The organism is Achromobacter sp. 2789STDY5608615 (assembly GCF_001298995.1).
GTDB classification, from domain to species: Bacteria; Pseudomonadota; Gammaproteobacteria; order Burkholderiales; family Burkholderiaceae_B; genus Achromobacter; species Achromobacter insuavis.
In genome coordinates this window covers 1-24531 of the sequence record NZ_CYTY01000046.1, presented here as the reverse complement: position 1 = coordinate 24531, position 24531 = coordinate 1, and the positions used below count along the sequence as shown (strand labels likewise).

At 69.2% G+C, this 24531-nt stretch carries 19 protein-coding genes and 1 tRNA gene; 11 read left to right on the top strand and 9 right to left on the bottom strand.

Annotated features, from left to right (window positions below; genetic code table 11):
* Positions 1 to 258: 258 nt before the first annotated feature.
* From fdnG to AOZ49_RS27105, 8 genes are all read left to right on the top strand, one after another.
* On the top strand, positions 259 to 3327 hold the full coding sequence (fdnG, locus tag AOZ49_RS27140) for a formate dehydrogenase-N subunit alpha (protein ID WP_156333555.1): 3069 nt from the start codon (positions 259 to 261) through the stop codon (positions 3325 to 3327).
* Between the two features lie 10 nt (positions 3328 to 3337).
* On the top strand, positions 3338 to 4237 hold the full coding sequence (gene fdxH, locus AOZ49_RS27135) for a formate dehydrogenase subunit beta (RefSeq protein WP_054435021.1): 900 nt from the start codon (positions 3338 to 3340) through the stop codon (positions 4235 to 4237).
* Entirely contained in the window at positions 4230 to 4877 is a 648-nt protein-coding gene (locus tag AOZ49_RS27130) for a formate dehydrogenase subunit gamma (protein WP_054478850.1), read from the top strand. The genes fdxH and AOZ49_RS27130 overlap by 8 nt, the downstream gene beginning before the upstream one ends.
* 126 nt (positions 4878 to 5003) lie before the next feature.
* Entirely contained in the window at positions 5004 to 5939 is a 936-nt protein-coding gene (fdhE, locus tag AOZ49_RS27125) for a formate dehydrogenase accessory protein FdhE (RefSeq protein ID WP_054435024.1), read from the top strand.
* A gap of 2 nt (positions 5940 to 5941) precedes the next feature.
* Positions 5942 to 7402, top strand: a complete 1461-nt coding sequence (gene selA, locus AOZ49_RS27120) for an L-seryl-tRNA(Sec) selenium transferase (protein ID WP_054478848.1) — start codon at positions 5942 to 5944, stop codon at positions 7400 to 7402.
* Positions 7399 to 9336: a selenocysteine-specific translation elongation factor gene (gene selB, locus AOZ49_RS27115; RefSeq protein ID WP_054478846.1), complete on the top strand. Its 1938-nt coding sequence runs from the start codon at positions 7399 to 7401 to the stop codon at positions 9334 to 9336. The genes selA and selB overlap by 4 nt, the downstream gene beginning before the upstream one ends.
* A gap of 12 nt (positions 9337 to 9348) precedes the next feature.
* A tRNA-Sec gene (locus AOZ49_RS27110) sits at positions 9349 to 9444 on the top strand.
* Positions 9445 to 9641: 197 nt separating this feature from the next.
* Positions 9642 to 10676 carry a glycosyltransferase gene (locus AOZ49_RS27105; protein WP_054435034.1) on the top strand — a complete coding sequence of 345 codons (1035 nt, stop codon included), beginning with the start codon at positions 9642 to 9644 and terminating at the stop codon, positions 10674 to 10676.
* Positions 10677 to 10683: 7 nt separating this feature from the next.
* Here the strand turns inward: AOZ49_RS27105 and AOZ49_RS27100 are convergent, their stop codons facing one another.
* Together AOZ49_RS27100 and AOZ49_RS27095 are read right to left on the bottom strand one after the other, a co-directional pair.
* Complete coding sequence (locus AOZ49_RS27100) at positions 10684 to 11226, bottom strand: TlpA disulfide reductase family protein (RefSeq protein WP_054478845.1); 543 nt, start codon at positions 11224 to 11226, stop codon at positions 10684 to 10686.
* A gap of 12 nt (positions 11227 to 11238) precedes the next feature.
* Positions 11239 to 12336, bottom strand: coding sequence for a transglutaminase-like domain-containing protein (locus AOZ49_RS27095; protein WP_054478842.1), 1098 nt, complete (start codon positions 12334 to 12336; stop codon positions 11239 to 11241).
* A gap of 141 nt (positions 12337 to 12477) precedes the next feature.
* On the opposite strand from AOZ49_RS27095, the gene selD reads away from it, so the two are divergent.
* On the top strand, positions 12478 to 13539 hold the full coding sequence (gene selD, locus AOZ49_RS27090; protein ID WP_054435045.1) for a selenide, water dikinase SelD: 1062 nt from the start codon (positions 12478 to 12480) through the stop codon (positions 13537 to 13539).
* A 51-nt stretch (positions 13540 to 13590) separates the two neighbouring features.
* Here selD and AOZ49_RS27085 read toward each other — a convergent pair whose 3' ends face one another.
* The gene (locus AOZ49_RS27085; protein ID WP_231690452.1) at positions 13591 to 15663 is read right to left on the bottom strand and encodes an LTA synthase family protein; all 2073 of its coding nucleotides are present in this window, start codon (positions 15661 to 15663) and stop codon (positions 13591 to 13593) included.
* Positions 15664 to 15908: 245 nt separating this feature from the next.
* Positions 15909 to 16829, bottom strand: coding sequence for a LysR substrate-binding domain-containing protein (locus AOZ49_RS27080; RefSeq protein ID WP_054435048.1), 921 nt, complete (start codon positions 16827 to 16829; stop codon positions 15909 to 15911).
* Positions 16830 to 16981: 152 nt separating this feature from the next.
* Between AOZ49_RS27080 and AOZ49_RS27075 the strand changes: the two genes are divergently transcribed.
* A complete protein-coding gene (locus tag AOZ49_RS27075; RefSeq protein ID WP_054478840.1) occupies positions 16982 to 17626 on the top strand; it encodes a 2-hydroxychromene-2-carboxylate isomerase in 645 nt (214 codons plus the stop codon).
* A gap of 284 nt (positions 17627 to 17910) precedes the next feature.
* Here AOZ49_RS27075 and AOZ49_RS27070 read toward each other — a convergent pair whose 3' ends face one another.
* Both AOZ49_RS27070 and adh read right to left on the bottom strand, forming a co-directional pair.
* On the bottom strand, positions 17911 to 18288 hold the full coding sequence (locus tag AOZ49_RS27070) for a DUF779 domain-containing protein (protein WP_054435053.1): 378 nt from the start codon (positions 18286 to 18288) through the stop codon (positions 17911 to 17913).
* 55 nt (positions 18289 to 18343) lie between these two features.
* A complete protein-coding gene (gene adh, locus AOZ49_RS27065; RefSeq protein WP_054478837.1) occupies positions 18344 to 19873 on the bottom strand; it encodes an aldehyde dehydrogenase in 1530 nt (509 codons plus the stop codon).
* 228 nt (positions 19874 to 20101) lie between these two features.
* Between adh and AOZ49_RS27060 the strand changes: the two genes are divergently transcribed.
* Positions 20102 to 22000, top strand: a complete 1899-nt coding sequence (locus AOZ49_RS27060) for a sigma-54-dependent Fis family transcriptional regulator (protein ID WP_054478835.1) — start codon at positions 20102 to 20104, stop codon at positions 21998 to 22000.
* 86 nt (positions 22001 to 22086) lie between these two features.
* Here AOZ49_RS27060 and trpC read toward each other — a convergent pair whose 3' ends face one another.
* Genes trpC through AOZ49_RS27045 form a run of 3 tightly spaced genes read right to left on the bottom strand, consistent with a single transcriptional unit; the run spans position 22087 to position 24482 of the window.
* A complete protein-coding gene (trpC, locus tag AOZ49_RS27055) occupies positions 22087 to 22875 on the bottom strand; it encodes an indole-3-glycerol phosphate synthase TrpC (protein ID WP_054478833.1) in 789 nt (262 codons plus the stop codon).
* Positions 22872 to 23903: an anthranilate phosphoribosyltransferase gene (gene trpD / locus AOZ49_RS27050; RefSeq protein ID WP_006392504.1), complete on the bottom strand. Its 1032-nt coding sequence runs from the start codon at positions 23901 to 23903 to the stop codon at positions 22872 to 22874. Before trpD ends, trpC begins: the two co-directional genes overlap by 4 nt.
* 12 nt (positions 23904 to 23915) lie before the next feature.
* Entirely contained in the window at positions 23916 to 24482 is a 567-nt protein-coding gene (locus AOZ49_RS27045) for an aminodeoxychorismate/anthranilate synthase component II (protein ID WP_054435071.1), read from the bottom strand.
* Positions 24483 to 24531 lie beyond the last annotated feature (49 nt).

Below are 24531 nucleotides of genomic sequence, written 5' to 3'. Positions count from 1 at the left end.
GCATGCGGGACGGGCGGAAAAGCGGGCCGGAACCCGCCGTCGGCAATGGTAGCAGTCTCGCGATCATCCAAAATCCGCGAAAAACCCCGATCCTGGCCGTAAATCGTTCTCATTGCTCGATTTCATGGTCGGGGGACGCAAGGCATGGAAACTCGTCCGCGCTGCGCCTATACTTGCTTGCATATCCTTGGAATTCGTAGGGCTTTTCCCCTGGACGGCCCCGCGGCTTCCCCCCATTCACCCGGAGAGGAGTGCTTCATGGTCAACATGAACCGCCGCCAGTTCTTCAAGGTGACCGGTACGACGCTGGCCGGCTCGAGCCTGGCATTGCTGGGGGTAGCCCCCGGCACGGCCATGGCCGAGGTGCGCCAGTACAAGCTTGCGCGCATGACGGAAACGCGCAACACCTGTCCCTACTGTTCGGTCGCCTGTGGTCTGCTGATGTATGGCCTGGGCGACGGCGCCAAGAACGCCCGCGCCAGCATCATGCACATCGAGGGCGACCCCGACCACCCCGTCAACCGCGGCACGCTCTGTCCCAAGGGCGCGGCCCTGATCGACTTCATCCACAGCCCCAACCGCCTGAAGTACCCGGAATACCGGGCGCCCGGTTCGGACAAGTGGGAGCGGATGTCGTGGGACGACGCCCTGACGCGCATCACCAAGCTCATGAAGGCCGACCGTGACGCCAACTTTGTCGAAAAGACCGACGACGGCAAGACGGTCAACCGGTGGCTGACCACCGGCATGCTGGCCGCCTCGGCAAGCAGCAACGAGGTGGGCTACATCACGCACAAGACTGTGCGCAGCATGGGGATGCTGGCGTTCGACAATCAAGCCCGTGTCTGACATGGCCCGACGGTGGCAGGTCTTGCCCCGACGTTTGGCCGTGGAGCGATGACGAACCATTGGGTCGACATCAAGAACGCGGACGTAGTACTGATCATGGGCGGCAATGCCGCCGAGGCCCACCCGTGCGGGTTCAAATGGGTCACGGAAGCGAAAGCCCATAACAAGGCGAAGCTGATCGTCGTGGATCCGCGCTTCACGCGCTCGGCATCCGTGGCGGACTTCTACGCGCCCATACGCACCGGCACCGACATCATCTTCCTGGGTGGCGTCATCAAGTACCTGTTGGATCACGACAAGATCCAGCACGAGTACGTGCGCAACTACACCGACTTTTCCTACATCGTGCGCGAGGACTTCGCGTTCGACGCGGGCCTGTACTCCGGCTACAACGCCGACAAGCGGACCTACGACAAGGCCAGCTGGGACTACGAGCGCGGCGACGACGGCTACGTCAAGACCGACCCGACGCTGGAGCATCCGCGTTCGGTCTACCAACTGCTCAAGAAGCACTACTCGCGCTATACCGAAGAGATGGTCGAACGCGTCTGCGGCACGCCGCGCGACAAGTTCCTGAAGGTCTGCGAGATGCTGGCGTCCACCGCCACCACCAATCGCGCCGCGACCATCCTGTACGCGCTGGGCTGGACGCAGCACTCGATCGGTTCGCAGATCATCCGCACCGGCGCCATGGTGCAGCTGCTGCTGGGCAACATCGGCATCGCCGGCGGCGGCATGAACGCGCTGCGCGGGCACTCGAACATCCAGGGCCTGACCGACCTGGGCCTGATGTCGAACCTGCTGCCCGGCTACATGACGCTGCCCAACGAGCCCGAGCAGGACTACGGCAAGTACATCGCCACGCGCGCGCTCAAGCCGCTGCGGCCCAACCAGCTCAGCTACTGGCAGAACTACAGCAAGTTCCACGTGAGCCTGATGAAGGCCTGGTGGGGCAAGGCCGCGACCGCCGAGAACAACTGGGCGTTCGACTACCTGCCCAAGCTCGACAAGCTCTACGACATGCTGCAGGTCTACGAGCTGATGAACCAGGGCAAGATGAACGGCTACCTGGCGCAGGGCTTCAACCCGCTGGCGGCCGCGCCCAACAAGGCCAAGCTGAACGCCGGTTTCGCCAAGCTCAAGTTCCTGGTCATCATGGACCCGCTGGTCACCGAGACCTCGGAATTCTGGCGCAATGCCGGCGAGGCCAACGACGTCGATCCCAAGCAGATCCAGACCGAGGTGTTCCGCCTGCCCACCACCTGTTTCGCCGAGGAAGACGGCGCGCTGGTGAACTCCGGGCGCTGGCTGCAATGGCACTGGAAGGGCGCCGAGCCGCCGGGCGAGGCCAAGAGCGACATCGAGATCATGTCGCTGATCTTCACGCGCCTGCGCAAGATGTACCAGGAAGAGGGCGGCAAGTACCCGGACCCCATCGTCAACCTGTCCTGGCCGTACTCCAACCCGCAAAGCCCGACCGCGGAAGAACTGGCCAAGGAATACTCGGGCAAGGCGCTGGTCGACCTGGTCGATCCCAAGGACGCGACCAAGGTCACGCGCAAGGGCGGCGAGCAGCTGGCCGGCTTCGCCGAGCTGCGCGACGACGGTTCCACCGCCAGCGGCTGCTGGATCTTCGCCGGCGCCTGGAGCCCGGCCGGCAACCTGATGGCGCGCCGCGACAACAGCGACCCGACCGGCATCGGCCAGACCCTGAACTGGGCCTGGGCCTGGCCGGCCAACCGCCGCATCCTGTACAACCGCGCGTCCTGTGACGTCTCGGGCAAGCCGTTCGATCCGCGCCGCAGCCTGATCTCGTGGAACGGCAAGGCCTGGGTCGGCGCCGACATCCCCGACTTCAAGGGCGATGAAAACCCCGACGGCGGCATGGGCCCGTTCATCATGAACCCCGAGGGCGTGGCGCGCTTCTTCGCGCGCGCCGGCATGGCCGAAGGGCCGTTCCCGGAACACTACGAGCCGTTCGAGACGCCGCTGGGCTACAACCCGCTGTATCCGAAGGCCAAGGGCGTCACCAGCAATCCGGCGGCGCGCGTGTTCAAGGACGACCTGGCGGCGATGGGCACGGTGGACAAGTTCCCCTACGTGGCCACCACCTACCGCCTGACCGAGCACTTCCACTACTGGACCAAGAACGTCCGCATCAACGCGATCCTGCAGCCCGAGCAGTTCGTCGAGATCGGCGAGGCCATGGCCAAGGAACTGGGCATCGCCAACGGTTCGCGCGTGAAGGTGTCGTCCAACCGCGGCTACATCAAGGCGGTGGCGCTGGTCACCAAGCGCCTGCGCGCGCTGACCATCGAGGGCAAGACCGTGCACCACGTGGGCATCCCGATCCACTGGGGCTTCGTCGGCCTGGCCAAGCCCGGCTTCCTGACCAACACCCTCACGCCATTCGTGGGCGACGGCAATTCCCAGACACCGGAATTCAAGTCGTTCCTGGTGCAGGTCGAGAAGATTTAGGAGAGCGCTCATGTCAATGCAATCCCTGGACATCAAACGGCGCTCGGCCACCACCACGCCGCCGCCCGGCATCCGCGAACCCATCACCGGGTCCGTGGCCAAGCTGATCGACGTCTCCAAGTGCATCGGCTGCAAGGCCTGCCAGAGCGCGTGCATGGAGTGGAACGACCTGCGCGACGAGATCGGCACCAACGTCGGCGTCTACGACAATCCGGCCGACCTGACCGAGCATTCCTGGACCGTCATGCGCTTCTCGGAATACGAGAACCCGCAGGGCGACCTGGAGTGGCTGATCCGCAAGGACGGCTGCATGCACTGCGAGGACCCGGGCTGCCTGAAGGCCTGTCCGTCGCCGGGCGCCATCATCCAGTACAACAACGGCATCGTGGATTTCCACGAAGAGAACTGCATCGGCTGCGGCTACTGCATCACCGGCTGCCCGTTCAACGTGCCGCGCATCTCCAAGAAGGACCACAAGGCGTACAAGTGCACCCTGTGTTCCGACCGCGTGGCCGTCGGCCAGGAGCCGGCCTGCGTCAAGTCCTGTCCCACCGGCGCCATCGTGTTCGGCACCAAGGACGACATGAAGCAGCACGCGGCCGAACGCATCGAGGACCTGAAGTCGCGCGGCTTCGAGCAGGCCGGCCTGTATGACCCGCAGGGCGTGGGCGGCACCCACGTGATGTACGTGCTGCATCACGCCGACCAGCCCGGGCTGTACCACGGGCTGCCGAAGGATCCGCAGATCAGCCCGATGGTGTCGCTGTGGAAGGGCATCGCCAAGCCGCTGGGCGTGGCCGCCATGGCGCTGACGGCGCTGGCCGGCTTCTTCCACTACGCCCGCGTCGGCCGCAACGAGGTCGACGAGGAAGACGAACGCCGTGCCGAAGAGGAGATCCGCCATGAGTGACGATCGCCATCACCGCCGGATCAAGCGCTATTCGCCCGGCGAGCGCACCAACCACTGGATCATCGCCTTCACCTTCATCCTGCTGGCGCTATCCGGGCTGGCGCTGTTCCACCCGTCGATGTTCTGGCTCACCAACCTGTTCGGCGGCGGTCCCTGGACCCGCATCCTGCATCCGTTCATCGGGCTGGTGATGTTCTTCTGCTTCGTGGTGTTCGCCGGCCACATGTGGCGCCACAACATGATGACCAGGGCCGACCGCCAGTGGCTGCGCCAGCTCAACGACGTGGTCGAGAACCGCGAAGAGAAGCTGCCCGAGGTTGGCAAGTACAACGCCGGCCAGAAGCTGCTGTTCTACGTGCTGATCCTGTGCATGCTGGGGCTGTTCGCCAGCGGCATCGTGATCTGGCGCGAGTTCTTCGCCTTCTACTTCCCGATCTGGGTGGTGCGCGCCGCCTCGGTGCTGCATGCCGTTTGTGCATTGGTGCTGATTTGCGCGATCATTGTGCATATTTATGCGGCGATCTGGGTCAAGGGCTCGCTCACGGCGATGCTGCGCGGCTACGTGACCGCGGGCTGGGCGTGGAAGCACCACCGCGCCTGGTTCCGGGAACAAATCGGCAAGCAGTCCACGACGAAATAGGCGGGTCCCGCCCGGCGGGCGCCACCTTGCGGTGGCGGCCAGGCCGGGCCGGCTCCGCCCGATCCCACCGCACGGCTGCCTCCCCTTTGCGGGGCGGCAGCCGTGTTTGTTTATCTGGAGACGCAATTGCAGCGAATTCTTCCGCGTGGCGAGATCGAGGCGCTCGATCACAACACCATTCCCCGCATCCAGCTGCCGGCGCGCGATTCGGTTTTCGCGACGCGCGCGGCGCGCCTGCGGCAGCTGGCCGTGGACAGCCCGGTGGCCGACTACCTGCTGCTGATGGCGCGGCTGGTCGACGCCCAGCACCATGCCCTGCGCGGCTGCAACGCGCCGCCCGCCTCGGAAGACCGCATCGCCCTGGCGCAGGCCCATGGCATGCCGCCGCTGCAGGCGGTGGGCTGGCCGCGCGACCCGTTGTGGCGCGACATCCTGCGCCAGCTGGTCGACGAGGTCGCCGGCGGCCAGGACGTGCCGGCCGAGGCCCTGGAAGTCTGCGCGGCGCTGCGCCGCGCGCTCGATGAAGACACCGAGTCGCTGGAAGACCTGGCCGAGGCGGTGCTGTCGGAACAGCATCGCGGCGTCGACGGCGCCGCCGCGCCGTTCGTCATGGCCGCGCTGCAGGTCTACTGGACCGACCTGGCCAGCCGCTTCGACGAAAAGCAGTTGCCGGTGGCCTCGCCGTTCGGCGTCTGCCCGGTCTGCGCCAGCCTGCCGGTGGCCAGCGTGGTGCGGGTGGGCGGGCAGTTCGAGGGCTACCGCTACCTGTGCTGCAGCCTGTGCGCGACCCAGTGGCACATGGTGCGGGTCAAGTGCTCGCACTGCGAGGACGTCGAATCCGTGGCCTACCAGGCCATCGAGGGCCGCGCGCCCGCCATCAAGGCCGAGACCTGCGACCGCTGCCACACCTACCGCAAGATCTTCTACCAGGACAAGGACCTGCACGTGGAGCCGGTGGCCGACGACCTCGCCAGCCTGATGCTGGACGTGCTGGTGGGCGAGGCCGGCTATTCGCGCGCCAGCGGCAATCCGCTGCTGTGGCACGGCGCCGAGGAGGAATAGCCATGACCGGGCTCGCCGCCGCCGCCGACATCCCCGCGCTCGACCGGCTGCTGAACGCGCCGGCGCTGGCCGCGGCGCTCGACACCCATGGCCGCACGCAGGTGGTGGCGGCGTTGCGCCGGCACCTGGACGCCCTGCGTCAACGCGCCCTGGCGGGCGAGCTGCCGCGCGCGGAACTGGCCGAGAGCGCCGTGGCCGCGGCCATCAACGGCGCCCTGGCGCGCGCCGCCGCGCCGCGCCTGCGCGCCGTCTACAACCTGACCGGCACCGTGCTGCACACCAACCTGGGGCGGGCGCTGCTGCCCGATGAAGCGGTGGCCTCGGTGCTGCGCGCGCTGACCACGCCGGCCAACCTGGAATTCGACCTCGACAGCGGCGGCCGCGGCGACCGCGACGACCTGATCGACGACCTGCTGTGCGAACTGACCGGGGCCGAGGCCGCCACGGTGGTCAACAACAACGCGGCCGCCGTGCTGCTGATGCTGAACGCGCTGGCCGACCGCCGCGAGGTGGTGGTGTCGCGCGGCGAGCTGGTCGAGATCGGCGGCGCCTTCCGCATCCCCGACATCATGAAGCGCGCCGGCGCCAAGCTGGTCGAGGTCGGCACCACCAACCGCACCCACGCCGCCGACTACGAGAACGCCATCGGCCCGCGCACCGCGATGCTGATGAAGGTCCATTGCAGCAACTACGCCGTCACCGGCTTCACCAAGAGCGTCAGCGTGGCCGAGGTGGCGGCGCTGGCGCATGCGCGCGGCCTGCCGGCCACGGTGGACCTGGGCAGCGGCACGCTGGTGGACCTGACCCAGTTCGGCCTGCCGCGCGAGGACACGGTGCGCGAGACCATCGCCGCCGGCGCCGACCTGGTGACCTTCAGCGGCGACAAGCTGCTGGGCGGCCCGCAGGCCGGCCTGCTGGTGGGGCGCGCCGACCTGATCCGCAAGATCAAGAAGAATCCGCTCAAGCGCGCGCTGCGCGTGGGCAAGCTGACGCTGGCGGCCCTGGAGCCGGTGCTGCAGCTGTACCGCGCGCCGGAATTCCTGGCGCAGCGTCTGACCACGCTGCGCCTGCTGACCCGGCCGCAGCGCGAGATCCAGCCGCAGGCCGAGCGCCTGCGCGGCGTGCTGGCGCAGGCCGCGGGCGCGGACTACGAGGTCGAGGCGGTGCCGATGTTCAGCCAGATCGGCAGCGGCGCCCTGCCGGTGGACCAGCTGCCAAGCTACGGGCTGGCGGTGCGCCACCGCGGCAAGGGCCGTCCGGGGCGTCACCTGGACCGCCTGGAAACGCGTTTGCGCAATCTGCCGGTGCCGGTGATCGGCCGCATCGCCGATGACGCGCTGTGGCTCGATCTGCGCTGCCTGGAGGCGCGCGACGAAGCCGCCTTTACCGCACAACTCGCCGAAAGTCTCGCTGAACCACCCGCCGCGCCATCCGCGGCGCAACCCGCGGAGCCGCAGGCATGATCGTCGGCACCGCCGGCCATATCGACCATGGCAAGACCACGCTGGTGCGAGCGCTGATGGGCGTCGACACCGACCGCCTCAAGGAAGAGAAGGCGCGCGGCATTTCCATCGAGCTGGGCTACGCCTACACGCCGCTGCCCAATGGCGACGTGCTGGGTTTCATCGACGTGCCGGGCCACGAGAAGCTGGTGCACACCATGGCCGCCGGCGCCAGCGGCATCGACTTCGGCCTGCTGGTGGTGGCGGCCGATGACGGCGTCATGCCGCAGACGCGCGAGCACCTGGCGATCCTGGCGCTGCTGGGCGTGGCGCGCGGCGCCGTCGCCTTGACCAAGGTCGACCGCGCCGACGCGGACCGGTTGGCGGCGGTGCGCGCCGAGATCGCGGCGCTGGCGACCGATACCTTTCTTCAGGACGCCCCGCTGTTCGAGGTCTGCGCGGCGCGTCCCGGCGATGACGGCGTGGCGCGGCTCAAGCAGCATCTGGACGAGGCCGCGCAGGCGCTCGGCGCGCGCGACGGCGCCGGTCTGTTCCGGCTGGCGGTGGACCGCGTCTTCACGCTGGCCGGCCACGGCACGGTGGTGACGGGCACGGCGCATGGCGGCCGCGCCCGCGCCGGTGACGAGGACGCCGACCTGCGCCTGATGCCGGCGGGCGCGCAGGTGCGGGTGCGCAGCATCCACGCGCAGAACCAGCCCAGCGAAACCGGCGCGGCCGGGCAGCGTTGTGCGTTGAACCTGGCGGGCATCGACAAGGACGCCATCGCGCGCGGCGACTGGATCGCGGACGCGCGCTGTTTCCTGCCGTCGCGCCATGTCGACGTGGCGCTGACGCTGCTGCCCTCGGCCGACGCGCCCCTGCGGGCCTGGACGCCGCTGCATGTGCATGTCGGCGCGGCGCGCCATGTGGCGCATGCGGTGCCGCTGTCGGCCGACGCGCTGGCGCCGGGCCAGTCGGGCTGGGTGCAACTGGTGTTCGATGAGCCGGTGTGCGCGATGCCGGGCGACCGCTACATCGTGCGCAACGCGCAGGCCACGCGCACGGTCGGCGGCGGCCGGGTGCTCGATCCGAATGCGCCGGACCGCAAGCGGCGCGCGCCGGCGCGGATGCAGTGGCTGCAAGGCGTGGCCCGGATGCTGGATGGCGGCGGGTTGCAACCGCTGCTGGCGCAGGCCGCGCTGGGGCTGGACGAGACGACGCTGCAGCGCCTCACCGGCAAGCCGGTGCGCGACCTGGCGGCGCCCGAGGGGGCGACCTGGATCGAGCCGCGCGCGCCGCAGGGCGTGCGCACGCTGATCCTGGCCACGCACCAGGAAGCGCTGCGGGCGCGGGTGGAGCAGGCGCTGGCCACGTTCCACCAGGGCGCGCCGGACGAACCCGGGCCGGACGGCTCGCGCCTGCGCCGCATGGCCTTGCCGGCGGCGCCCGAGGCGCTGTGGCAGGGTCTGCTGGACGATCTGCGGCAGCAGGGCCGGGTGCTGCGCAACGGGCCGTGGCTGCATCTGCCGGGCCACACCGCCGCGCTGGCCGAGGCCGAGGCGCAGCTGGCGCAACGCCTGCTGCCGCTGCTGGCGGCGGGGGCCTACGACCCGCCTTGGGTGCGCGACCTGGCGCGGTCGCTGGCCGAGCCGGAAGAACGGGTGCGCCAGGTGCTGCGCAAGCTGCTGCGGCGCGGGGACGTGGCGCAAGTGGTGAAGGATCTGTTCTATCACCGCGAGCGGGTGGCGGAGCTGGTGGCGCTGGCGGTCGAGCTGGCCGGAAAGCCGGAAGGGCTGAACGCGGCGGCCTTCCGGGACGCCACGGGGCTGGGACGCAAACGGGCGATTCAGATCCTGGAGTTCTTCGATCGGACGGGGCTGACGCGGCGGGTGCGGGACACGCATGTGCTGCGCGCCGATAGCGCGTATCTCGGGGCGAGTCAGGCGGTATCATAGGCGGGTCTTTCTGGAAGGCATCCGTGTCCGGTGGCACGGCCGGGCTTCAAACCCGGTTGGGGGCGTCAGACGTTCCCAGGCAGGTTCGACTCCTGCTGCCTTCCGCCATTCTTACCCGTGATGGTCGTCCGGCTAAAAATAGGCGGACCGGTCTTGTATTGATGCGTTCGGCCCCCCCTGGCCCCGTAATCCGGCGTAGTTTACCGATCCACCCGCGCCTGTTGGACGATGGATCCAATATCGAAGACCAATGGCAAGACCCTGGTTCAAGGCGCGAGGATTCAAGCGCCTACGCATCACCGGATATGAACCACGTCGACCCCATTGCGCCACAGATCAGTCTGATCATCCCCGTTTACAACTGCGAGCGGTTTCTTCCCCACCAACTGGACGCGCTGCTGGGCGATGCCGCGATGAGCATGGAGGTGATTGCGGTCGATGACGGTTCCTCCGATGGTGGCATGGCGATCATGCAGGCCTACGCCGCCAGGGATGCCCGCCTGCGCATCATCAAACAGGCTCATCTCGGGCAGGGCGCCGCAAGGAATGCGGGCCTGCGGGCGGCGCGCGGCACCTGGATTGCCTTCGCCGATGCCGATGACGTGCTGCCCGTGGCGGATCTCGCGGCTTGGCATGAACAGGTCATCTCGCAGGATCTGGATGTGTTGATCGGAAACGCGTATCGGTTCACGGACACGCCGCCTCCCGCTCCCCGTCCTCCCGTCCTGACACGCCAGCCCGTCGCCCGGACGATGACCGGCCAGGACTGGATCGCCCACTGTGTCGGCGTCGGCGAATGGCCGCATTACGTCTGCCTGCAACTGGTCAGGCGTGAACTCATCACCCGGCACCGGCTGGCGTTCGACCCCACGATATTCCACGAAGACATTCTCTGGACCGCCGATCTCGCCCTCGTCGCCAAGCGGATTGGCTTCGCGCCCGAACCCGTGTACGGCTATCGCCGCAACCCCGATTCGACAACGCTCTCGCCGTCACCCCAGGTCCGCCAGTGGCGCGGCATCAGCTACGTCCATATCATCGGCACCTTGCTTGCTGTCTCCTCAAGGCAAGAACTCGGCCGCAGGACGCGTATCTCGATCGCCCGCCACGTGCTGCATGAACTTCTGTGCTTCGTGAATCTGCTACGCAAGGACGTGGACAATCCGCAGATGCGGGCGCACCTCGCGCGCGCCATGCTCGATCTTCGCGCCTGGCCGCGGCTGGTTCGCCACGCGCGCGGTGTCGCCGATCTTCGACGCCTGCTCAAGGCGTATTGGCGGCTGCGACGAATGGCCCGGGCCGAAAGCTCAGTCGCCGCCGACGCGGCCGCCAGCCGGTAGCCAGAGCCTAAGTGCGCAGCATCCGGGTGACGACGCTGCTGACGTTCTCGGCTTTCCAGTCCAGGGCACCCAGGTGCCAGTGGCGGATGCTGCCGCCGCGGTCGACGAGGTAGTTGGCGGGCAGGCCCACGGCGTCCCATTTCTTGGAGACGGTGCTGTTGCGGTCGTGCAGCACGGCGCCGGCGACGGGCCATTTGGCCAGGAAGGTGGTGATCTTGCCGAGGGCTTCGCCGACGTTGACGGCGACCAGGCGCAGGCCTTCTTCGCGGTGGCGCCGGGCCATGGCGGACATGAGGGGAATTTCGTCGCGGCAGGGATCGCACCAGGTGGCCCAGAAGCTGACGATGACGACGTTGCCGCGCCAGTTGGCAAGCTTCTGTTCGCGGCCGGAGAGGTCGGGCAGGACCAGGGGCGGGGTGGCGGCGGTCCAGGGGGCCCAGTCGGGGCCGGTGGCGAGCTTGAGGGCGCTGTCGCTGGCGGCGGCGCGGGCCCAGGCGGGCAGCGCCGCCAGCGACAGGGCGGATTGCAGCAGTTGGCGGCGGCTGGGCATGGCGCGGCCGGTTCAGGTGGACAGGGGGCGGGCGGTCAGGGTGTAGCGGAAGCGGTCGGGGTCGAGGCTGTCCAGGCGGCCGTCGGCGGTTTCGCCGTTGGGGTACATCAGGAATGGCACCGGGCCGTGGGCGGAGCCGGGCAGGGCGACGTCGTGGCCGTGGTTGTAGGCCACCCAGTTCATTTCCCAGGCGCCGAACAGCATGACGCGGGCGCTGCGCACGCGGGCGTCGGTGGCGGGCAGGTCGCCGGGCGGTTCTTCCAGCATGACCTTGCGCACGTCGGCCGGGTCCACCGGGATCCAGCCATAGCCGTCGGCGTAGAACTCGGCGCGGCAATGCTGCGCGCGGGTGACGTCGCCGGCCTTGCCCAGGCTCTTGTAGCCGAGCTGCGAGTCGGCCACGCGCAGGCCGTAGGCGTCGCGGGCGGGGATGCCGGAGGCCCGCGCCAGCGCGACGAACAGCGCGTTGATGTCGGCGCACTTGCCGTTCAGGTCGTTGGCGGTGAGCATGTAGCGCACGTCGCCGGTGCCGCAGCCGCGGGTGGAGGCGGTGCGGCAGGTGTTGTCGACCACCCAGTCATAGATCGCCCGGGCCCGCGCCAGCGTGCCCTGGTGGCCCTGGGTGATGCGGTCGGCGGTGGCCTTGACGATGCCGTCGGTGGGCAGCAGCTCGGTGGGCTGGATGAACTCGCGCAGGGTGGCGGCGCTTTCGCGCGGGGCGCCGGGGGACGGCTGGGTCAGGTCGACGCGGCGGTTGCGGGTCTGGAAGCGGCTGGTCACGGTGACCTCGCGCGGCGCCTGGGCGTCGGGCCATTGCACCGCCAGCATGCGCACGTCGTAGCCGGGGGCCTGCGCCAGCTGCGCGCTGCCGCCGCCGCTGACCAGCCAGGCGCTTTGCGCGCCGCGCTGGTAGGACGTGTCGGCGGCGTAGGGCAGGGGTATCCAGAGGCGCGGATGGGCGCCGGGGTCGAGCACCTGGATGTGGGTGGTCAGTTCGAAGCCGCGCCAGTCGGCGCTGATGGGCGCCTGCTCGGCGCGTGCGGCCAGGGGCAAGGCCGCCTGGGCGGCGCACAGGGCGCCCGAGAAACGGAGGAAGTGTCGGCGATCCATAAAGCCCTCACGCACGGTGAAGTTTGGCTGTCGGTGCGCCCGGTGGCGGGCGGCCGTCCGTTGCTGCCTGCTGCCAGATCATCATAGGGCCATTCGGGGGCGCGATGCTATCCTTTTCCCATCACCTATGGAGAGACTGACATGACCCAGGATGCTGCGTCCGCGGCGGTGCCGCGCTTGACCTCGCTGTCCCATGGCGGCGGCTGTGGCTGCAAGATCGCGCCCGGCGTGCTGTCGCAATTGCTGGCGCGTTTCGGGCCGGCCGCCAGCTACCCCAACCTGCTGGTGGGCACCGAGACGGCCGACGATGCCGCCGTCTACCGGCTCAACGACGAGCAGGCCCTGATCGCGACCACCGACTTCTTCATGCCGATCGTCGACGATCCCTACGACTTCGGCCGCATCGCGGCCACCAACGCGCTGTCCGACGTGTACGCCATGGGCGGCACGCCGATCATGGCGCTGGCGATTGTCGGCATGCCCATCAATGTGCTGCCGCACGGCGTCATCGCCGACATCCTGCGCGGCGGCGAATCGGTCTGCAAGGACGCCGGCATTCCGGTGGCCGGCGGCCACAGCATCGATTCGGTCGAGCCGATCTACGGCCTGGCGGCGATGGGGCTGGTGCATCCGGACCGCATCAAGCGCAACGCCGACGCCCGCGCCGGTGACGTACTGGTGCTGGGCAAGGGCCTGGGCGTGGGCATCCTGTCGGCGGCGCTCAAGAAGAACCGCCTGAACGCGGACGGCTACCGCGTGATGATCGAGACGACCACGCGCCTGAACCGGCCGGGCGCGGCCCTGGCGGCGCTGGACGGCGTGCACGCCATCACCGACGTCACCGGCTTCGGCCTGCTGGGCCACACGCTGGAGATGGCGCGCGGCGCGGGGCTGACCGCGACCCTGCGGCGCGAGGCCCTGCCGTGGCTGCCGGGCGTGCAGGCCTTTGCCGCCGACGGCGTGATCACCGGCGCGTCGGGCCGCAACTGGGCCTCGTATGGCGAATCGGTGCGGCTGGCGGCCGGCGTGACCGACGTCGAACGGGCCTTGCTGACCGATCCGCAGACCTCCGGCGGCCTGCTGGTGGCGTGCGCGCCGCAAGCGGCGCAGGCGGTGCTGGATCTGTTCCGCGAACAGGGTTTCGCCGACGCCGCGGTGGTCGGCGAGATGACGGCGGGCGACCCGCTGGTGCGGGTCGACTAGCGCGCATCGCGACGGCGCGGCCGGGCGTGCCGGTCCGGGCCGCGCCGCGGCTCAGGGCCGCTCCGGGCGCGATGGCAGCTGGTGCTGCACCTGGTAGTTGATCTGCCATTGCAGCAGCGGACCGTAGGCGTCGAGCCGAGCCTGTTCGGCCGCCTGGGCCGGCGTGGCGTCGCGTTCGGCCGCCAGCGCCAGGCCGGCGCCATCGGCCCAGGGCAGGATGCGGCCGGGACGGTCGCGCAGGTAGGCGCCGTCGCGCGTGATCAGCAGGCGCGGATTGTTGAAGCCGAAGCACCATTGCGGGTCGGGTTGGGCCGCCAGCAGGTTGCAGCCGCTGCGGAAATAGGGCGTGTCCGGCAGGCTCAGCTGATACAGCGTCGGCAGGATGTCCTTGTGGCTGCCGGGGCGCGCGGGATCGTAGGTCGACTGCCCGCGATAGGCGCGCGGCACATACAGGTAGAACGGCACGGCGCGCGCCAGCACGGCATCGCTGTCGAGCGCGTAGTCGACGCCCAGGATGTTGTGGTCGCCGGTGACGGCGACGATGGTGTTGGCGCCGTTGGGCGAGGCCTTCAGGCGGGTCAGGAAATGGCCCAGCTGATCGTTGGCGTAGCGCAGCGTGTCGAAGGCCTCGTCCAGGCCGGTCCAGCCGGCGTAGTAGGGCAGTCGTTCGATGTCGTCCAGGTCGAGGCCGCCGCGTTGGCCGCCCTCGGGCACCAGGAAGGGCGGATGGTGGGTGGTGGACAGGGCCATGACGAGCAGGCGCTCGCCGTCGCGGTCTGCCCGCGCCAGCCGCTCGCCGATGTAGCGGAACATGTATTCGTCCGGCACGCCCCAGACCCCGGGCTGCGCCTCGGGGTAGCGCTGCCGCAATGTCAGCTGGTCGACGAATTCCTGCGCGCCCAGGTGGCTGGCGAAGCGGCCCAGGTTGCGCCAGGTGGCCGTGCCCGAAGTGACGAACACCACGCGGTAGCCGCGCGCCAGGAACGGCGCGAAGGCGTTGCTGGCGAAGGTGGCGTTGGCCGCCGACGACTGGCTCGTGGCCGGCATCGGGCTGCGCACCAGCAGGCGGCTGAGGGTGTCGATGGTGCCGTTGCCCTCGGACAGGAAACGGTCGAAGCGCCAGTCCTCGCGCCAGTGCGGCCGCAGCGCGCCCAGCAGGTCGCGGCCGGGGCGGTCGTACATGTTCATGTGATGGCCCATGCTCTCCATCACCTGCAGCACCACGTGCGGCGGCCGCTCGCGCGCCTGCGGGTTGGCGCCGGTCGTGGCCATGAAGGGCTGCAGGCCCTGGCCCGACCTTCCCAGGAAACGCTGGTAGAGCTGCGCGCCCTCGTCGTCGGCGACGCTCGTGAAGCGCTTGTCGTTGTCGCGCTCGGACAGCGCCCAGAAGAAGGCCGAAATGCCGTTGGGCGCGATGTCGTTGAGCAATCGCAGCGAGGAAATGCCGGTGTCGTCCTTGTTGAGCGGGAAGGCGCCGAGCGAGCCGCGGCAGGCCAGCACGGTCACGCTCAGGATCAGCAGCATCCGCAAGGCACTGGGCGCCAGCGGCCGCCGCGCCAGCCGCGCGCGCAGCACCCGGGCGCGCCAGCGGCACGCCAGCCAGCTGGTGCCGGCCAGCACCGCCGCCAGCAGCGCCAGCGTGCGCAGCACCGGATAGCCGTGCCACAGCGTCGCCACGATGGCGCGGGTATCGTCGTCGATCAGGCCAAACACGAAGATGTCGATCGAGCGCGAGAAGGTGGCGAAGTAGCACACGCTCACCACCGTGCTGGCGGCGAACAGCGTCGCCAGCACGGCGCCCAGGTAGGGCAGGCAACGCAGCCACAGGGCCTGCGCCGCCGGGCGCGCGGCCAGCAGCAGGGCGGCCAGCAGCGGCGCCGAGAATGCGATGGCCGCGACCTTGATGTCGAACAGCAGGCCGATCGCCAGGGTGCGGTTGATGTCCTGCGGCAGCGCCGCATAGGCGCCCGGCGGCGCATAGGCCGCCAGCAGGTAGGCGCGGCCGGCGCCTTGCGCCAGCACCGACACCAGCCACGGCGCCAGCAGGATCAGGAAGGAACGCTGGAAGTTGATGAACCAGGCTTGCCAGGCGTCCGCGGAACGGAAGCGCTTCATCTGCGTCATGAAAGAAATGCGGGGCGTTGCCGGAAAGCGGCGGCAACAGGCCGCGCCCGCCGTCGGGACGGTGGGTACGGGGTTCATTCGCAGGGGAGCTCGGAGCCGTGCGGGGATGCAGGCCGCAATCTACAGGAGGGGCAGCGCGAATCTATGAAGGTTTGTATAGAACTTGTAGCGCGCTGCCCAGACCATCAACCGGTGCGTCGGTCTGAAAGGACGGCATGTCCGCCGGCGCCCGCCATTTGTCGGGCTTATTCCGGGGTCAGCAGGCTCGCCGTCGTGGCGGCCTGCTGCACCAGCCAGCGCGTCACGATCTCGGCGTCGGGCGTGCTGCGGCGCGCGTTGCGCACCAGCCAGTAGGCATGTTCGGTGGCATCGGCGGGTTGGCCGCCGACCGTGGCCAGGCGGTGGTCGGCCAGCATTGGCGCGATCAGCGCCAGCCGCCCCAGCGCGATGCCATGGCCGGCCAGGGCCGCATGCACGATCTGGTCGTACTGGTTGAAGCGCAGCATGCCCTTGGGCCGCACGCGGCCCAGGCCGCGCGCGTTGAGCCATTCGGACCACTGCAGCCAGGGGCGGGTGGGGTCGTCGAACTCCAGCAGCACGTGGCGCTGCAGCTCGCGCGCGTCCAGGGCGCGGGCCTTGAGCGAGGGATGCGCCACCGGCACCACCGATTCGCCGAACAGCCAGACCGCGCCGTCCGGCACCGTGTCGCGCAGGCTGTAGCGGATGGCGATGTCGACGCTCTCGCGGTCGATGTCGATGACGCGGTTGTCGGCCGCGACGCGCACGTCGATGTTGGGATAGGCGGCCTGGAAGTCGCCCAGCCGCGGCAGCAGCCAGAGCGAGGCCACGCCGATGGTGGTGGTGACGGTGACCGGGGTGCGGCGCTCCGGCGCGCGCAGTTGCTCGGTGAGGTCGCCCAGCTGGCTGAGCCACGCGTCCGCCATGCGGAACAGCTGCGCGCCCTCGGACGTGAACGAGACGCTGCGAAAGCCCCGCAGCAGCAGCGGCACGCCCAGGTGCGCTTCCAGCGCCCGGATCTGCCGGCTGACGGCCGATTGCGTCACGTGCAGGTCCTGCGCCGCCAGCGTGATGCTCATGCGCCGGCCCACGGCGACGAAGCCTCGGACCAGATCAAGCGGGGGAAGTTTGGCCAGCGGGTATGACATTCGTGAAACTCATGCGTAGGCGGCGGAAATTTCGCTTGTGCAATATAACGCCTGCGGCGTCCAATATGACTCGGACGACGGGTGAAGCGAAGGCGATTCGGCCAGGCCCGCCGGCCTGGTTTCCCAGTTCCCCAGCCGTTGGAGCTTGTGTCATGAATGCGCCCCTGTCCGCCACGCCCCGCCTCGAGATGTGGTTCGATTTCGCCAGTCCCTACAGCTATCTGGCGATCGAGCGTATCGGCGAGCTGGCGGCGCGGGCGGAGGTACGGGTCGACCTGCGGCCGTTCCTGCTGGGACCGATCTTCCAGGCCCAGGGCTGGAACGACACGCCGTTCCGGCTGTTTCCCGGCAAGGGCGCCTACATGATGCGCGACATCGCGCGCCTGGCCGAAAAGTACGGCGTGCCCTACAACCGGCCGCGCCTGTTCCCGCGCATGAGCGTGCTGCCGGCGCGCATCGCGCTGCTGGGCGAGGACGAACCCTGGGGCCGTGATTTCTGCCTGGCCGTGTTCCGCGCCAATTTCCAGCGCGACGAGGACATCCAGGCCGAGGACGTGGTGCACGCGCTGCTGACCGGGCTGTCGCTGGACGCCGACGCGCTGATCGCGCGCGGCAAGTCGGAAGCCGCCAAGGAGGCGCTGCGCCGCCGCGTCGACGAGGCCCGTCACCTGGGCCTGTTCGGGGCGCCGACCTTCCTGGTGGACGGCGAAATGTTCTGGGGCAACGACCGCCTCGAGGACGCGCTCGAATGGACCCGCCGCGCGCCCGTCAGCGCCTGGGCCGCCGCGGCCGGCTGACGCTGCCGGTTTCAGGTCCGTCTTGCCATCGCCGCCGCCGCGCGGCCACCTTGCAGATTTCTTCCGTCAACGCTTTATCCGCAATGAAAAACAGCAGCAGTCCGCTACGTGGCGCACCCATGCCGGGTGGCCGTTCGTTCACGCAATTTCGCGCCGCGCGCATCCGCCGCGTCTCGTTCCAGTGGCAACAACAGGAGGCCTGTGGCGCCGAGCCGGCAGGCAAGGGCGGCGGGCCGCGGCGTTCCTGACGCGCCGCGTCCGCCGGGCCGCCCCGGGCGCCGGCTTCAACCGCGCGTGACCGGGGCCACGTTGGCCCACTCCTCGTCCGAATACAGGCGCGAGCGCAGCAGGAAGCGCCTGCCCTCGGCGCTGTCGAGCGAGAACGCGCCGCCGCGTCCGGGCACCGCGTCGATGATGAGCTGGGTGTGCTCCCAGTAGGCGAACTGGTCTTCGCCCATGTAGAACGGGCAGCCCTCCAGTTCGCCGAGCAGCACGTCCGAGCCGCCCACCATGAATTCGCCCAGGGCGTAGCACATGGGCGAGCTGCCATCGCAGCAGCCGCCCGACTGATGGAACATCAGCGCGCCGTGCTTGGCGCGCAGGGTGTCGATCAGTTCGCGGGCCGCGTCGGTGGCCACCACGCGCGCAGTGATCTCAGGCATGGCCAGTCTCCCATGGCCCGCGCCGGGTGCCGGCCCGGCGCGGGCCCTCGACGCGTCAGAAGAAGCCCAGCTTCTTGGGCGAGTAGCTCACCAGCAGGTTCTTGGTCTGCTGGTAGTGGTTGAGCATCATCTTGTGGTTCTCGCGGCCGATGCCCGACTGCTTGTAGCCGCCGAACGCGGCGTGCGCCGGATAGGCGTGGTAGCAGTTGGTCCAGACCCGGCCGGCCTTGATGGCGCGGCCCATGCGATAGCACGTGTTGGCGTCGCGCGACCAGACCCCCGCGCCCAGGCCGTAGAGCGTGTCGTTGGCCAGCGCCAGCGCGTCGTCGGCGTCCTTGAACGTGGTCACCGCCACCACCGGCCCGAAGATCTCTTCCTGGAACACCCGCATCTTGTTGTGGCCCTTGAAGACGGTGGGCTGCACGTAGTAGCCGCCTTCGAGCGCGCCCTGCATCTTGGCGCGCTCGCCGCCGGCCAGCACCGCTGCGCCTTCCTGCTTGCCGATGTCCAGGTACGACAGGATCTTCTCCAGCTGTTCGGTGGAGGCCTGCGCGCCCAGCATGGTGTCGGCGTCCAGCGGGTTGCCCTGCTTGATCTCGGCCACGCGCTTGAGCGCGCGCTCCATGAACTTGTCGTAGAGCGATTCCTGGATCAGCGCGCGGCTGGGGCAGGTGCAGACCTCGCCCTGGTTCAGCGCGAACATGACGAAGCCCTCGACCGCCTTGTCGAGGAAGTCATCGTCCTGCGCGGCCACGTCGGCAAAGAAGATGTTGGGCGACTTGCCGCCCAGCTCCAGCGTCACCGGAATGATGTTCTGCGACGCGTACTGCATGATCAGGCGGCCGGTGGTGGTCTCGCCGGTGAAGGCGATCTTGGCGATGCGCTTGCTCGAGGCCAGCGGCTTGCCGGCTTCCAGGCCGAAGCCGGTGACCACGTTGACCACGCCCGGGGGCAGCAGGTCGCCGATCAGTTCCATCAGCAGCAGGATGCCCAGCGGCGTCTGCTCGGCCGGCTTGAGCACCACGCAGTTGCCCGCCGCCAGCGCCGGCGCCAGCTTCCAGGCGGCCATCAGGATGGGGAAGTTCCACGGGATGATCTGGCCGACCACGCCCAGCGGCTCGTTGAAATGGTAGGCCACGGTGTCGTGGTCGATCTCGGACAGCCCGCCTTCCTGGCTGCGGATGCACGAGGCGAAGTAGCGGAAGTGGTCGATCGCCAGCGGGATGTCGGCGGCGCGGGCCTCGCGGATCGGCTTGCCGTTGTCCCAGGTCTCGGCGGTGGCCAGGCGTTCCAGGTTGGCTTCCATGACGTCGGCGATGCGCATCAGGATCTGCGCGCGTTGTGCCGCCGGGGTCGCACCCCATTTGGGTGCGGCGCGGTGCGCGGCATCCAGCGCCAGGTCGATGTCGCGCTCCTTCGAGCGGGCGTTGCGGCTCAGCACCTGGCCCGTGACCGGCGTGACGTTGTCGAAGTATTCGCCATCGGCGGGCTTCTGCCATTTGCCGTCGATGAAGTTGTCGTACTGCGTTCTGAGATCCAGGCGCGTGCCATAGGATTCGGGGGTGACGCGGGTCGCGATGTCCATGCTTGTCTCCGGTATTGTGGGAATGACGGCAGTCGGGTGCCTGCTTCTCCTGAAGCAAATCGCGTGCCATCGGGGGGTTATCCGCTGGACAAGCGCGCGTGCCGCGTGCGAAAGTAGATTTCCACGCGCCGGCAAAGGGCGTGGGCGGCGCATTGCCGCCCCAGGGTGTCGCGTTTCGCGACAGTGTCGCGGAACAGGTGTCGCAGAACACCGTCCAAGGAGACATGCATGGCCAGTCAATCCCGTCGGCAATCGCTGACGCAAGCGCGCCAGCTGTTCAACCAGCAGGGCGTCGTGCCCGGCGGGCTGGTCGCCGAGCCCATCCTGCGGTCCTGGCGCCGTTGCGCCGATCTGGGCTTCGACATGCGCGGCGCGCGCCGCGCCGAGCCCATGACGGCCGGCGAGCTGCGCGAGGCGCGTGAACGCAACGAGGCGCTGCGGCGCCTGTCCGAACCGGCCATGTCGCTCCTGCGGCGCGAAGGCGGCAGCGACGGGCTGGTGATCCTGTCCGATGCGCAGGGCCTGGTGCTCGACAGCGACGGCGACATCGATTTCGCGCAGCGCGCCTCGCGCGTGGCGCTCATGCCCGGCGCCCCGTGGGACGAGGCCGCCGCCGGCACCAACGCCATCGGCACCGCGCTGGTGGAAGGCCGGCCCATCGTCGTCGACGGCGCCGAACACTATTTCGAACCCAACCGCATCCTGACCTGCGCCGCCGTGCCCATCACCGACAGCGAAGGGCGCATGCTGGGCGTGCTGGACCTGTCGAGCCCGGCGCGCGCGATCCGTCCCGACGTGCTGGCGCTGGTGCGCGCGGCGGTCGACCTGATCGAGCATCAGCTGTTCGACGCGGCGCACGAGCCGTGCGCGGTGCTGCGCTTGCACGCCGACCGCTCGGGCCTGGGCACGCCCGGCGAGGCCCTGCTGGCCTTCCAGGGCGACCTGCTGGTGGGCGCCAACCGCCGCGCCTTGCAGATGCTGGGGCTGGCGCCCACGGCGCTGGGCGTGTATCGCTACGGCGACCTGTTCGATGGCGACCTCGACCACAGCCCCGACGCGGCCGGCCGGGTGCATGCGCGTTCCGGCGCGATCTATCACGCGCGCCTGCGCCTGCCGCGCGCCCGTGCGCCGCTGACGCCGCTGGCGCCGCAACCGACCCTGCGCCTGCCCGCGGCATCGCCGCCGCCGGCGCCCGTGGCGCGCGGCGGCCTGGCCAGCTTCGATGCCGCCACCCTGGGCGCGTTGGCGCGCGCGGTGCATCTGTCGGACGCGGGCGTCTCGATCCTGCTGCAGGGCGAGACCGGCGCGGGCAAGGAGATCTTCGCGCGCCAGCTGCATGCGCGCAGCCGGCGCGCGGCCGGCCCGTTCGTGGCGGTCAATTGCGCGGCGCTGCCCGAGAGCCTGATCGAGTCCGAGCTGTTCGGGTACGAGGACGGCGCCTTCACCGGCGCGCGCCGCCAGGGCAGCAAGGGGCTGCTGCGGCAGGCGCATGGCGGCGTGCTGTTCCTGGATGAGATCGGCGACATGCCGCTGGCGCTGCAGTCGCGCCTGCTGCGGGTGCTGCAGTCACGCGAGGTATCGCCGCTGGGGGCGGCGCGGCCGGTGCCGGTGGACTTCACGCTGGTGTGCGCGACGCATCGCGCGCTGGCGCACGATGGCCCCGATGCGCCGGTGCGCGCCGACCTGTATTTCCGCATTGCCGAATACACCGTGACGCTGGCGCCGCTGCGCGCCCGCGCCGACCTGCGCGAGCTGCTGCGCTCGCTATGGGCCGCGCAGGGCGCGGGGCCGGTGCTGCCGACCGAGATCGAGGACACGCTGGCGCATTACGCCTGGCCCGGCAATTACCGGCAGCTGGCCGCGGTGCTGCGCACGCTGCACGTGCTGGCGGGGGCCGCGGGCGTGGTCGATCGCGAGATGTTGCCGGCGGACCTCCGCGGCCAGCCGGCCGAGACGCCCGCGGCGGCGGCGGGCACGACCAATCTGCAAGCCATGGCCGACGACGCGATCCGCGCCGCGCTGGCCGCGCATGCGGGCAACGTCAGCGCCGCGGCGCGCGCGCTCGGCGTGCATCGCAGCACGCTGTACCGGCGCGCGGCGGCGCTCGGCCTGGCGCGGCCGCGCTGAGCGCGCGAACGCCCGCCCGGCGCGGCCGGAACGGGCCGCGTCGCCGGACGCGCGTTGCGTGAGAAGGGGAAGGGCGCGGCGCCGGCTCAGCCGACCACGCGCGCCAGTTCGGCGCCCGGGTCCGCGGCGCGCATGAAGGCCTCGCCCACCAGGAAGGCGTCGACCTTGTGCTCGCGCATCAGCTTCACGTCTTCCGGCTTGAGGATGCCGCTTTCGGTGACCACGCGCTTGCCGGCGGGAATGCGCGGCAGCAGGTCCAGCGTGGTCCGCAGGCTGGTCTCGAAGGTGCGCAGGTTGCGGTTGTTGATGCCCAGCAGCGGCGTCTTGAGCGTCAGCGCGATGTCCAGTTCCTGGGCGTCGTGCACTTCCACCAGCACGTCCATGCCCAGCTCCATCGCCAGCGTTTCCATCTCGCGCAGTTGCGTGGGCGTGAGCGCGGCGACGATCAGCAGCACGCAGTCGGCGCCCATCGCGCGGGCGGCGATGATCTGGTACGGATCGATCACGAAGTCCTTGCGCAGCACCGGCAGCGAGCACGCGGCGCGCGCCTGGCGCAGGTGGTCGTGCGAGCCCTGGAAGAACTGCACGTCGGTCAGCACCGACAGGCAGGCCGCGCCGTGCACGGCATACGAGGCCGCGATTTCAGCCGGTTGAAAGGTGTCGCGCAGCACGCCCTTGGACGGCGACGCTTTCTTGATTTCGGCGATCACGCCGGCCTTGCCCTGCGAGATCTTGTCTTCGATGGCCTGGGCGAAGCCGCGCACGTCCTGGCGCGCCTGCGCCTCGCGCAGGACTTCGGCTTCGCTGCGCATCTGGCGCGCGGCGGCGACTTCCTCGACCTTGACGGCGAGGATCTTCGCGAGAATATCGTTCATTTCTGGAATTTCCGGGTATATGCGCAGAAATCTTCCAGCTTGGCTCGCGCCGCGCCGGTGGAAATCAGTTCAAATGCTAGCGCTAACGCTGCGGGAATGGAATCGGCTTTATTGCCTGCGTAGATGGCGAGACCCGCATTCAGCGCGACGATGTCGCGGGCGGTGCCCTCGACATTGTCCAGCGCCTCTATGACAAGCTCGCGCGACTGTTCGCGATTGGACACCTTGATGCTGCGATTGGACATCATGGATAGCCCGTAGTCCTCGGGGTGGATCTCGTACTCGCTGACCTTGCCGTCCTTGAGTTCGCCCACCAGGGTGGCGCCGCCCAGCGAGGCCTCGTCCATGCCGTCCTTGCCGTGCACCACCAGCACGTGACGCGAGCCCAGGCGTTCCAACACGCGCACCTGGATGCCCACCAGGTCGGGGTGGAACACGCCCATCAGCTGGTTGGCGGCGCCGGCCGGGTTGGTCAGCGGGCCGAGGATGTTGAAGATGGTGCGCACGGCCAGTTCCTTGCGGACCGCGGCCACGTTCTTCATGGCGCCGTGATGGGCCGGCGCGAACATGAAGCCGATGCCGGTGGCCTGGATGCACTCGGCCACCTGTTCGGGCGTCAGCACCAGGTTGGCGCCCAGCGCTTCGAGCACGTCGGCGCTGCCGCTCGACGAGGACGCGCTGCGGTTGCCGTGCTTGGCGATCGGCACGCCGGCCGCCGCCGCCACGAACATGGCGGTGGTGGAGATATTGAAGGTGTGGCTGCCGTCGCCGCCGGTGCCGCACATGTCGAGCAGGTCTTCGGGGTTGGGCGTCACCACCGGCGTGGCGAATTCGCGCATGACCTGCGCGGCCGCGGTGATTTCACCAACCGTTTCCTTTTTCACGCGCAGGCCCATCAGCAGCGCGCTGGCGATCTGCGGCGACATTTCGCCGCGCATCAGCATGCGCATCAGGTGCAGCATTTCGTCGTGGAAAATTTCGCGGTGCTCGATACAGCGCGTCAGCGCTTCGGAGGGGGAGATCGTCACGGTGCGTCCTTCTTAGGCGAGGTTCAGGAAATTGCGCAGCAGGGCGTGGCCGTGTTCGCTGAGCACGGATTCGGGGTGGAACTGCACGCCGTACAGGGGCAGCGTCTTGTGGCGCACGCCCATGATGTCGCCGTCTGGCGCCGTGGCCGTCACGGCCAGGCACTCGGGCAGCGTCGCCGGGTCGATGGTCAGCGAGTTGTAGCGGATGACAGTGTACGGCGTCGGCAGGTCGGTGAAGATGTCCGTCCCGGTATGCGAGATCTGGACGGTCTTGCCGTGCATGATCTGCTGGGCGCGGACGATGTCGCCGCCATAGGCGGCGCCGATGGCCTGGTGGCCCAGGCACACGCCCAGGATCGGCTTCTTGCCGGCGAAGGCCTGGATGACGGGCACCGAGATGCCGGCCTCGGCCGGCGAGCACGGGCCGGGCGACACGCAGATGCGGTCGGGGTTGAGCGCGGCGATCTCTTCCAGGGTGATCTGGTCGTTGCGCGCCACGCGCACGTCCTCGCCCAGTTCACCGAAGTACTGGACCAGGTTGTAGGTAAACGAGTCGTAGTTGTCGATCATCAACAGCATTTTTTTCTCCAGGCGGGCCGATTCGCGGCCCGGGGCGGTCATGGGGGGG